This window comes from Aquiflexum sp. (assembly GCF_977115555.1).
In genome coordinates this window covers 1-11,065 of sequence record NZ_CDSBKL010000113.1, presented here as the reverse complement: position 1 = coordinate 11,065, position 11,065 = coordinate 1, and the positions used below count along the sequence as shown (strand labels likewise).

Genomic DNA, 11,065 nt, shown 5'->3' with positions numbered 1-11,065 from the left:
ACATCATTATCAATTTCAGTGGTTAAAAATTGCGTTTCACACGCTTTGTTATTAATTGTGATTTTTATTTTTTCTAAAAGATATTTCTTTACTAAATCTCTTGCTTCTGGAATTTCTCTATTTGAAGCTAAGTAAATTTTCTTATTGTATTTTTTTTCCAGGACTTTATTAAAATCGCCAATAAAAATGCGAGAAGTAATTTCTACTCTATTTTTATTTTGCACATAATCTATTTGGGTTACCGAAACATAAAACTTATGCCAAGCAAATGAGCTCAACATCACAATCATAATGATTGGCAAAAAAAATTGTAACAAGTTCTTCTTCATTTGGTATTTCCGGATCATCTTTTTCACAAGCTGTGAAAAACAAGGAAGTTGCAAACTGCATCCAAACAGAAATGCTTGGGACAAAAAAAACACTGTGGATGCTCTACAAGATACCAGTGGTTCAAATGACCACTGATGGTACTGATGGCACTCGAAAACGGGGAGTGACAGATAGTGAAGGCGACGACGGTTCTGAGACAAGAGCCTCCAAGGCGACAAGAATTGAGAGTGCAGCCAATTTCCTGATCCACGACCAATGCAATGGAAACATTTCCAAGGAAGAATTTTTGGATTTTATCCGGTGTGTGCAGAGGAAGACAGGAATTCAGGTGCAGGTAGACTTGGTTCCAGCACCAGTTGCTGTGGCCAGAATGGAAAATCGTGATTCCATTTCGTCAATTACCACTCCATGTCAGTGGGCAAGGGAAAATGACGACGGGGCAGATTTGGAAGTGGCAGTTGCCACAATGGATCTAACCACACCACCAGGATCACCACAAGGATTGACAGGATTGCATGTTGGCTGGGATGATAGTGATGATAGTGGGGAAGAGGACGATTTTCAAGAGAAGGTTTTCCCTCAGAGCCAGCGTCGTCAGCCACTTTTGGAAATACAGCAACCGATTGTGGAACAAGAACAGCCCCAGCCACAACAGCCAGCAGAAGTACAACAACAGCCAATTCAACAAAGTCAACAACCTCCACAGGCAGAGCCTCGAAGATCCCCTAGGAAGTCACCAGCAAGGAGGTTGACCAACCAAGATGACGATGCGAAGCTTCAATTTGATGAGGCATCATACCATATGATAAGTATTTCCGCAAAAAAGGAAAAATGTCATGGTTGCTTCGATTGTTTTTCTGGTACTTTTTTTGAATGCAAAGATTGCAGTTTGCACCACAGGATATGCACCGATTGTATGAAGTTTGGAAGTGGCGGTCATAATTATGGTTCATGTCAACATACCTCAGATTCATCCTACTCAGTCCATACAAAAAACAAGAGCTGGATGTCAGAAGATGACAAAAAACAGTGCTCCAAATGTTGCACTATGGTTGACCTCTCAAAAAAGGAAGCAGTGTATTATTGCAATGATTGCAGCTTGCATCGATTGTGCAAAGGGTGTTGGACATCATTGTCAGAGAATGGCGACAACCAGCGACGATCGAGACGCAGTACTAGTAAATAAGAGTAACTTTATTTAATCCTTTTTTATATACACATTTGGCCATTGTCGTCATTATATCAAAATAATTGATTCGTATAGGAAATAAAAAAAAGATTCCATATATATAAATTTACCGGACAAATTACGTTATCTTAGAGGACAAATTACGTGATATTGGTATGGAAAAGAAACCCTCAATTGTAAATGAGCCAGCTGTAGCCTATTACAAAAAGTCCCGATTGTCTGCCCATGACATTTTGAATGTGGAATATGGAAGATTGGATGAGCCATTCCAAAGGGTGGATACTTTCCGTAAAGGCCTAAAAAAGAGATCCTTTGAGGGATTGAAAGAAATATCGGGTCTTGATAATAATACTTTGGCGGCAGCTTTGGCTGTATCCGCCAAGACACTTCAGAGAAAAGATGTTTTTGATGTCGTTCAATCTGAAAAGATGTATGAATTGGCAGAGTTATATGCTTTGGGTACCAATTATTTTGGCAGTGAGGGTTTTAGGCGTTGGATGGAGAGGCCACTTTTTACCATTGGTAATCGGATTCCGCTTGATCTTCTTGATGTTTTTGAAGGCCTTGATATTCTAAAGACCGAGATTATGCGCCTGCAGCACGGTATTGCTATTTGAGGATAGATGAAAGTTTACCGTATTGCGTTGAATCAATATTGCGATGTCAGTGGGGAAGGTGCCAAATTGTATGGCGGTAGATGGAATTTCCAAGGTTTTCCGGCTTTATATGGGAGCGCATCCATTTCTTCTTCCTTGTTGGAAAGACTTACCATTGATTCCGAATTATTTTCTTCAGAAAGGTATGTGTTGTATTCGGTCATGGAGTTTGATGTTCCTGACAAAAGTGTATTTGTCCCGAACATAGATGAGTTACCGGAAGGTTGGGATGCGATACCACCTTTGAGAGTTTCTCAGGATTATGGAACTCAATTACTTCAAAGTGGAATCCTTTGTTTTGGTGTGCCTTCTATTGTCGATAAAACTTCACTCAACTTTGTGATCAATCCATTATCACAAGATTTTCCTTCAGTTTCTTTTCGGGTTTATCCTCTAAATTTAGATCTACGGATTATCCGTTAAAAAAGAAAAAAGGCCCAAGATTTGATCTTGAACCTTTCAAAAGAAGCGTTTCATTTCTTCTTTTCATCAGTTTTTTTACCCGGCAGCATCAGTTTGATTATAAAACCAAACCCTATGATCAGGTGGAGTAGAATCAGGAACAAAATTATCTTTGTGCCAAAAGTCATTAGATTATCTGTGATTATAGAGAATGCGAAGGCCTTAAAACTAGGTTTGCGTCATTCAGGTAAATGATTTATCAATACAAAACCCTAAATCTAATTGTGCCGGGAATTTCTTTCATAGCTTCAATCATTTCAGGAGAATATGCCTTATTGATATCAGAAATTACATAACCGATTTTTTCATTGGTCTTGAGGTATTGGCCCACAATGTTGATGTTATAGCTGGCAAGGATTTGATTGATTTTAGCCAAAACTCCCGGTTCATTTTGGTGTACGTGGATCAACCTGTGAGCATCCCTCAAGAATGGCAATTGGATATTTGGAAAATTAACGGAATTGTAAGTATTACCGGTGTTGATATATTCCATGATTTTGCCGGGAACAAACCTTGCTATATTCTGTTGGGCTTCTAAGGTGGATCCTCCGATATGTGGCGTGAGGATGGTGTTTTTCATTCCGATTAATTCAGAAGCAAATGGTTCGTCGTTGTTTTTGGGTTCATGAGGGAACACATCCACTGCGGTACCTGCAATATGTCCTGATTCCAAAGCAGCTTTCAAGGCCGGGATATCTACTACGTGGCCTCGGCTTAGGTTCACGAGGTAAGAACCCTTTTTCATGAGATCAATCTTTGATCTGTCAATCAGGCATTTGTTGTCTTTTCGGCCATCGACATGTAGGGAAATCACATCACAGGTTTTGAGCAATTCATCCAAAGAATCTATTTTGGTGGCATTTCCGAGCGCCAATTTTTCAATTACGTCATAGTAATATACGTCCATACCCATGTTTTCCGCCAAGACAGAAAGCTGCGCACCGATATTGCCATATCCTACAATCCCTAATTTTTTACCTCTGATTTCAAAACTTCCTGAAGCAGATTTGTCCCAGATTCCCTTGTGCATTCCGTGGCTTTTGTCATGGAATCCACGCATCAGGAATATGATTTCAGCAATGGCCATTTCCACCACAGAACGTGTATTGCTGAAAGGTGCGTTGAATACCGCAATTCCTTTTTCGGTACATGTTTCGAGGTCTATCTGATTGGTACCGATACAAAAAGCCCCTATTGAAATCAATCTGTTTGCATTTTCCAAAACTTTCTTAGTCACATTGGTTTTGGAGCGGATGCCTAGGATGCTGACGTTTTTGATTTTTTCTGCAAGTTCATCCTCACTTAAGGCAGAGCTGATTACTTCTACATTATAGCCTTCATGTTTCATCAATTCCACACCGATAGGATGGACGTTTTCAAGAAGGAGGACATTGATTCGGCTTTTTGGGTAGGAAAATTTCTTATTCATTTTATTGATGTAAAGGATTTCATCTAAACTAGGGGCGATGTGGTCTGCTTTGGAAGTTACTTTTGGCCTTTCCACATTTTCTGTAAAGGCATAGAATTTATTGGCTAGTCCTGATTCTTTGATTTCATAATCTGTATAGCCATCTCCAATGACATAAATGTCTCCCTCAAGATTCAAGGTTCTGATGGTTTTGGATTTGCCACCGTTTTTGGAAAGTACGTTTTCCCTGTTAAAGTCAATGATTTTGCCTGACTCATCATAAATGAATTCGTTTGCAAAAACATTTTCGGCTTTGATTCCATACTCACCGACAATCGGCGTGATAAAATCCTTGAAGCCGTTTGAAATGATGATGATGTTGTCAGCGTTTTCCTCAAAAAATTCTTTGTTCCGCTGAAATGATTTGGAGACTTTGGTTTTGAGTTCAGAGATCAATTCCGAAATCTGTGGTTTGGAAGCTTCGAGAATATCCAACCTTCTTTCCAGACTTTCCCGGAAATTTAAGCTTCCTTCCATTCCAAGGTCAGTGATGTCCTTGATTGCCTGAATTTTTTCAGCTCTCTTTGGATCATTTTTTAGGCTTATTTCTCCCAAAACATCCAATGCTTCGACTTGAGTAAAAGTACTGTCAAAATCAATGATAAATTTCTTGCTGTTGGGCATTATTGCTGTGGATTTTTTATGATCTAAGCTCAAAATTAGCATATTATTAAAAAGTAATCCCTTTTATTGAACAAAATACTTTTGTGATTTTTGGCACTTAATCATGAAATCGATTGAAAAGGGAGAAAATGCATTCAACCAATCAACCGTTCTCCTGTCAATTCATTGATCAGCCATTTGATTTCAAGATTTTCGTCATATTCTGCGTCAAGTACGAATTTCTCTTTGTCCAAAAGGAATTTGTAAATATACCAATCTGTCTTTGGGGTGGGTATATACAAAGTTTTACTGAAATGAATCCATTCCAATGTTCCCTCGTTGCAATCCGGAGGTGGTATTTTGTCGATTTCAGCCAAGTATACATAGCTGATCCAATTATAGTTGATAGGGGAGGTTTCAGTAAGGATGCCACAAAAATCCATAGTTTCGATCAAGATCCCTGTTTCTTCCTTTGTTTCCCTGATTGCCCCGGCTAGTGGAGTTTCGAATGGATCTATTTTACCACCTATTGGGGTGTAAAGGTCTTTATTGGGTTCCTTTAGACGTTTCAGGAGCAAAAAGCTGTCTCCGTTTTTGAGCACACATATTGTTGCTGCTTTTTTTATTCCGAGAGGTACGGTACTCATCTATCGAGTTGTTTTTGAAATGCTTCAATAAATAGACCTACATCATGTCCGTCCATGAGGGCATGGTGAACATGGATGGAAACAGGCATGGTTTTGATTCCTTCTGATTCTGTAACTTTTCCAAATGAGATCTTTGGACAAGAATCTGGAAAAGAAAAACTTCTGGCGTGTGACAATGAATAAAAGTCAATCCAAGGAATGGAAGAGAAATGGATCACATTTTCACCCGAACCTGCAGGATCAAGCCCTGTGCTGTTTCTAACTTTTTCTATTTCAATTTTGGCATATTTTTCAAATTCCTTAAAATCTTCAAAGTAATCCATGTAGGAAAAGCCAAATGTCCCATTTTCCCTGTTGATGGTTGGAGATGCATTGATTTTATCAAAGAGAAAGACCTGGCCATCCTTTATTCTATACCTAAACGCTTCTATATGATTTGCTGCTACTAAAGAGGCATGGAGATAATAGAGGAAAAATGAGCTGCCCTTTGATTTGGATGAATTATATGCTTTAGTGCAATCCAGCCTAACTGTCACCCCAAAAAACGGTTCCTCAAATTTGCTGAAAAACAAAAAGTGGTCTTTTCGGGACCACTTTTCAATATCAAGAATCCTATACATTCTTAATTTTTATTTGATGGATTTAATCAACCTTTCATTTAGACCCACATAATCAGGGTTTTTGGCCTCTTTGGCCATTTCCATGGATTTTGTGGCACTTTCTATTGCTTCCTTTTTCTTACCCAATGCCAGTTCAATTTTTGCTTTGAGGTGCATGGTCCAGTATTTTGGGTCCTCCTTGACAGATTTTGTGATCCAGTCATAGGCTTGATTCATATCCTTATTGTTGGTGAAATAGTAATTAGCTGCTTGGTAAAGCAATCCCGGATTCTCTGCTTCTTTATCGATCACCAAAGCCTTTATTTCTGCCATTACTATACTGTCCACTTCTGTTTCTATCCGGAATTTCACCATGGTTGTTTCCCACTTCATTGAAATGGTCGCTCCTGTATCAGTCATATCCACAAAATTGATTTCCATGGTTTCATACTTTTGACCTGTTTTGCCTGGCTTTACTTTGAACCTTACAAGGTCATCATTTGCTTCATACCCAACTGCACCCCACAATTTGGTGTTTTTAGAAAGGATAATTGTCCATTCAGTTTTGCCGGGAATGGAATAAAGGGCATAGGATCCTGCAGGAATAATATTTCCTTCGATTTTTACTTCATTACTAAAATTGATGATTGTTGCTGCATTAGCACCAGTTCTCCATACTTCACCATATGGCACTAATTCTCCGAATATTTTTCTTCCTTTTGTACTAGGACGGCTGTATTCAATATTGACATCTGTAAGTCCAATTTTTTGGCTTATAGTAGCCGATGGACTAGCTTGTGGCATTTGAATTTGCTGGCCCATAGTCAATGTGGATATGGATGCAAATAAGATAATTAGCAATAAAATAGATTTGGTTTTCATTTGTTTGTATGTTAACTTAGTTCAATTAGATTTGACAATCGCAAAGATAATAATTTATTCAATTTGTAGAATTTTAGGCCTTTTGTAAAAGGTAACATCTTAAATTTTGAAAAATTTGGTCTATTGCTACCGCTTAATGAATTGTTTTTTTAATTAATCAAATTGAAAGGCAACTTGGGATTAAATTTTAATTTTAAAAAAACCAATGAGTATAGCCATTATTTCACCTGGAAGGGATGTTAGTTTTTGGATAAAAACTTTTAATGAGGCAGATCCTGATATTGATATTCAAGTTTTTCCGGATATCAGGGACAAAGATTCTGTCGAGCTCGTCATTTTATGGCAACATCCTAAAGGTATTCTAAAAGAATTTCCCAACCTGAAGTTGATATGCTCGATGGGTGCAGGTGTGGACCATATATTGAGTGACCCTGAAATTCCTCGTTCTTTACCTATCACTAGGATAGTAGACCCTGGGCTTACAATTCCAATGACCAATTATGTGGTCATGGCTGTTTTAAATTTCCATCGACAGCTTTACAGATATCAATCCAATCAAAGAAAGAAAATTTGGGATATGAGTAATCCTGAACTTAAGGTCAATGTAGGAGTGATGGGAGTAGGGGCATTGGGAAGCGATGTTATCGAAAAGCTGAAAATTTTAGGATTTTCAGTCTTTGGTTTTGGTAATAGCCCAAAGTCAAATATTGATTTTCCTTATTTCTATGGGGATGAATTAACCCAATTCTTGAGTAAAGTAAACCTTATTATTTGTATGCTTCCTTTGACTCCTAAAACAGAAAATATCCTCAATCTGGATTTTTTCCGAAAATGTAATAAAGGAACTTACATAATCAATGTGGCAAGAGGCAATCACTTGGTAGAGGAAGATTTATTGACGGCAATAGATGAAGGCCATGTGTCAGGTGCATTTTTGGATGTTTATAGAAAAGAACCTTTGCCGGTGGACCATCCTTTTTGGAATGTTGAGGAAATCACACTTACACCTCACATCGCGAGCGTAACCAATCCAGGTTCTGCTATACCACAGATTATCGAAAATTATAAAAGATTAAAAAGCAATACCCCATTGATGAATCAGATAAACCCAATTTTAGGATATTAACCAGTCAACAAAATGGACACCACTTTTAAAATTGTTTGCCCGACAGACTTCTCCGAATGTTCACTAAATGCCATAGAATATGCTGCCAAATTGGGAGAAATGTACAATGCGGATTTATTTTTATTTCACGTTCCTGATAAAGAGGATTACCAAAAACTAGCTTCGGGTGAGTTTCATTCAGGTGATCAATATAGTTTTATCCAAAAGAAATTGGATAATCTGGTAGAAATCGTCAGTCAGGAAAGTATCCCAAAAGGCTTGAAATCATGCCAGAGCGAATTTATTGAAGGAAAAACGGTCAATACAATTTTGGAATATGCAGATACAAAAAACGCTGACCTGATCATCATGGGAACGGAGGGGGTCAATGATTTTAAACAAAATTACATAGGAACCCGGGCAAGTAGGTTGGTAGAAAAATCAGAAAGAGACGTGATGGTAATTCCTAGAAAAGTTTTCTTCAAATCTCCAAAAAAGCTGGTGTATGCCACTGATTACTTGGAAGAAGATAAACTTGCAGTTCAGAAAGTAGTAGACTTGGCAAGATTCTGGGAAAGTGAGATTGATATCGTTCATGTAAGTACCAAAATGAAAAATATTGACAAATCCCTTCATCTGACCATGGTACAAGAGATCAAGCCTTTCATCAAATACGACAAAGTTAACTTTGTCCTTAAATCGTATAGGGACGAACCTGGCCTTGGTTTGGAAAATTACCTGATCACCGCAAAAGGTGATATATTGATTACTTTAAGCAAAAAGAAAACTTGGTTTGAACAGATTTTTTCTAACAACCTTTCTAGAAAGATGTCTTATTTTATCAATAAGCCACTTTTTGTAATCAAAAAAGTGTAAGGTTGTTATTTGGAATTATTGCTGAACTTGGATTTCAAAAACACCACAAATTCATTTCGGATTTTCTGATTGGTTAAAATATTTTTGACCATACTGAAGTAATTTCCGAAAGTCAGTTTATTGAGATCACCGTCAGAATTATTATCAAAGAAATTTTCAACTTCCTTTTTTTGAACAGGTTTGGGTTCGGGTTTTTCATTCGGCTTGTATCCTATCAAGTCATCGGCCTTCGAAAAGCTTGATTTTGCCCTTTGTTGATAGCCAAGTTTTTCCTCAACCAATCCCTTATTATTGTAAGCCACCGCATCTTCAGGATCGAGCTCAATTGCTTTTTCGTAATCTTCAATCGCACCCTTCAAATCCCCGATACGGTCTCTAAAATATGCCCTGCTTGCATACCTGTAAGGATTTTTTGGATCAAGATTGATGGCTCTATCAAATTCTGCCATTGCATCTTCATCATTTTTCATCAAATGAAGTACCACAGCCCTGTCATTGATGTAGCTTGGATTATAGGGTTCTATTTCTAGTAATCTATTGAAATCCAACAATGCCGAATCAAAGTTCCCCAAACGGGAAAGGACCCTCGCCCTAAAAAAATAGAATTCAGGATTTTCACTGTCTTTTTTGATACAAAAATTAATCTGGGCCAATGCCTCTTGGAATTTCCCTTCTTTGAATTGGGAAATGCTTATTTGAAATTCTTCCACGTCTTTTACAGGTATTTTGAAGTAAATACAAAATTATGGGTTATAAAGTTTAAAATTACCCTAGTAGGGTAAAGGTATTCTTTCCCTAAAATGATTTCTTTATATATTTGAATCGAAAACTCAAACCATGGCCAACAAAGCAGAAGATGTATTAAAAGACCTCAAGGCCGGCAAATACGCACCTATCTATTTTTTGCAGGGAGAGGAGTCGTTTTTTATTGACCAAATATCTGATTTTATCGAGGCAAATGCCTTGCAGCCGCATGACAAAGGCTTCAACCAAGTAGTGATGTATGGAAAAGATGTCACTATACCTGATATCCTGAACAATGCGCGGAGATTTCCCATGATGGCTGACAGACAGGTGGTCATTGTGAAAGAAGCACAGAATATCCCACAACTTGGAAAGGAAGAAATCGATCAGATGTTGATCAACTATGTTAAGAACCCTTTGCCTAGCACTATTTTGGTATTTGCCCACAAGTATAAAAGTCTAGATGGCAGAAAGGCATTGGCCAAGGAATTGGATAGAAGCGTTGTTTTTGTCAAATCAGAGAAAATCAAAGACAATTTGTTGCCTGGTTGGATCGAAGCTTATGTTAAAAGTAAAGGGCATAATATCGATAACCCAACTGCAATTTTTTTGGCTGAAAGTATTGGCAACAACCTTGAAGTCGTTGCAAATGAATTGGGTAAGATGTTTCTGAATTTTCAAGGTGAGACAAAAATCACCAAAGACCATATACAGAAGTTTGTCGGTATCAATAAAGAATACAATAATTTTGAACTGACCAAAGCAATGGGTGTTAAGGATATTGTGAAGGCCAATAAAATCATCCACTATTTCTCCCAAAACCCCAAAAGTCATCCAGCCATACCAATAATAGCTTTGGTTTATAGTTTTTTTAGCAAAGTCGCCTTGGTCCATTTCAACAAACAAATGTCTGATGCAGAGCTTGCAAGAATCACGGGCGTAAACCCATATTTTCTAAAAGAATACAGGATTGCAGCGAATAATTATCGCTTAGGCAAGGTTATTGATTGCTTCGCATACATTAAAGAAGCGGATTTACGTTCTAAAGGAGTCGATACAAGCGGGATGGAGGACAAGGAGATTCTTAGGGAATTAGTATTTAAAATCATGCATTAAAGGCATTATTCACCCATGAGGAAAAGCTTAATATTGTTTTTAATATTGTGGACAACCCATAATATCAGTGCGCAGACAGGATTATACCAATCAGGAAGTCAGGTTAAATTGGATGATGATTTTGAATTATTCAACAAACACCTTTTCAGTGCTTCAAGGTTTGAATATGAAGAACTCAAAGAGTCCGATTTAGAAGATAACCAACAGGTTTTGGCGGATTTTTTTCATGCCATATCCGCTCTTAAAATTGAGAACCCCGGCGCCGCTGATCTTGTCAATAACTTTATCAGGACTTATCCCAACCATCCTATTAAGAATGAAGCTGGATTTATCTTGGGTAGTTTTTATTTTGATAGGAAAAACTACCGGGAAGCCATACCGGCTTTCA

General features: G+C 37.8%; 13 protein-coding genes. 7 read left to right on the top strand and 6 right to left on the bottom strand.

Translation table 11 applies throughout. The features are described from left to right. Positions 1-281, bottom strand: a 281-nt coding sequence (locus tag ACZFYI_RS08940) for a DUF6702 family protein (RefSeq protein ID WP_462523778.1), incomplete at its 3' end; no start/stop codon positions are given. Positions 282-295: 14 nt separating this feature from the next. Here ACZFYI_RS08940 and ACZFYI_RS08935 point away from each other — a divergent pair. The 3 genes from ACZFYI_RS08935 to ACZFYI_RS08925 all read left to right on the top strand — a co-directional run bounded on the left by ACZFYI_RS08935 (position 296) and on the right by ACZFYI_RS08925 (position 2,598). Beyond that, the gene (locus tag ACZFYI_RS08935) at positions 296-1,516 is read left to right on the top strand and encodes a hypothetical protein (RefSeq protein ID WP_462523777.1); all 1,221 of its coding nucleotides are present in this window, start codon (positions 296-298) and stop codon (positions 1,514-1,516) included. 158 nt (positions 1,517-1,674) lie between these two features. After that, positions 1,675-2,136, top strand: coding sequence for an antitoxin Xre/MbcA/ParS toxin-binding domain-containing protein (locus ACZFYI_RS08930; protein ID WP_462523776.1), 462 nt, complete (start codon positions 1,675-1,677; stop codon positions 2,134-2,136). 6 nt (positions 2,137-2,142) lie between these two features. Then, positions 2,143-2,598: an RES family NAD+ phosphorylase gene (locus ACZFYI_RS08925; protein WP_462523775.1), complete on the top strand. Its 456-nt coding sequence runs from the start codon at positions 2,143-2,145 to the stop codon at positions 2,596-2,598. 238 nt (positions 2,599-2,836) lie between these two features. Here the strand turns inward: ACZFYI_RS08925 and serA are convergent, their stop codons facing one another. The 4 genes from serA to ACZFYI_RS08905 all read right to left on the bottom strand — a co-directional run bounded on the left by serA (position 2,837) and on the right by ACZFYI_RS08905 (position 6,836). Then, complete coding sequence (serA, locus tag ACZFYI_RS08920; RefSeq protein ID WP_462523774.1) at positions 2,837-4,729, bottom strand: phosphoglycerate dehydrogenase; 1,893 nt, start codon at positions 4,727-4,729, stop codon at positions 2,837-2,839. Between the two features lie 134 nt (positions 4,730-4,863). Next, positions 4,864-5,355: an NUDIX hydrolase gene (locus tag ACZFYI_RS08915; protein ID WP_462523773.1), complete on the bottom strand. Its 492-nt coding sequence runs from the start codon at positions 5,353-5,355 to the stop codon at positions 4,864-4,866. Further along, positions 5,352-5,975: a CatA-like O-acetyltransferase gene (locus ACZFYI_RS08910; RefSeq protein ID WP_462523772.1), complete on the bottom strand. Its 624-nt coding sequence runs from the start codon at positions 5,973-5,975 to the stop codon at positions 5,352-5,354. Before ACZFYI_RS08910 ends, ACZFYI_RS08915 begins: the two co-directional genes overlap by 4 nt. A 9-nt stretch (positions 5,976-5,984) precedes the next feature. Beyond that, positions 5,985-6,836 (bottom strand): DUF2911 domain-containing protein, encoded by an 852-nt coding sequence (locus ACZFYI_RS08905; RefSeq protein ID WP_462523771.1) that lies wholly within the window; start codon positions 6,834-6,836, stop codon positions 5,985-5,987. Positions 6,837-7,041: 205 nt separating this feature from the next. On the opposite strand from ACZFYI_RS08905, the gene ACZFYI_RS08900 reads away from it, so the two are divergent. Together ACZFYI_RS08900 and ACZFYI_RS08895 are read left to right on the top strand one after the other, a co-directional pair. Next, complete coding sequence (locus tag ACZFYI_RS08900; protein ID WP_462523770.1) at positions 7,042-7,962, top strand: 2-hydroxyacid dehydrogenase; 921 nt, start codon at positions 7,042-7,044, stop codon at positions 7,960-7,962. 12 nt (positions 7,963-7,974) lie between these two features. Then, positions 7,975-8,817 (top strand): universal stress protein, encoded by an 843-nt coding sequence (locus ACZFYI_RS08895; RefSeq protein WP_462523769.1) that lies wholly within the window; start codon positions 7,975-7,977, stop codon positions 8,815-8,817. A 5-nt stretch (positions 8,818-8,822) separates the two neighbouring features. On the opposite strand, the gene ACZFYI_RS08890 is transcribed toward ACZFYI_RS08895, so the two are convergent. Beyond that, positions 8,823-9,527: a tetratricopeptide repeat protein gene (locus ACZFYI_RS08890; protein WP_462523768.1), complete on the bottom strand. Its 705-nt coding sequence runs from the start codon at positions 9,525-9,527 to the stop codon at positions 8,823-8,825. 127 nt (positions 9,528-9,654) lie between these two features. Between ACZFYI_RS08890 and holA the strand changes: the two genes are divergently transcribed. Together holA and ACZFYI_RS08880 are read left to right on the top strand one after the other, a co-directional pair. After that, positions 9,655-10,677, top strand: coding sequence for a DNA polymerase III subunit delta (gene holA / locus ACZFYI_RS08885; protein WP_462523767.1), 1,023 nt, complete (start codon positions 9,655-9,657; stop codon positions 10,675-10,677). A 15-nt stretch (positions 10,678-10,692) separates the two neighbouring features. Further along, positions 10,693-11,065: tol-pal system YbgF family protein (locus ACZFYI_RS08880; RefSeq protein WP_462523766.1), on the top strand; the 373-nt coding region annotated here is incomplete at its 3' end.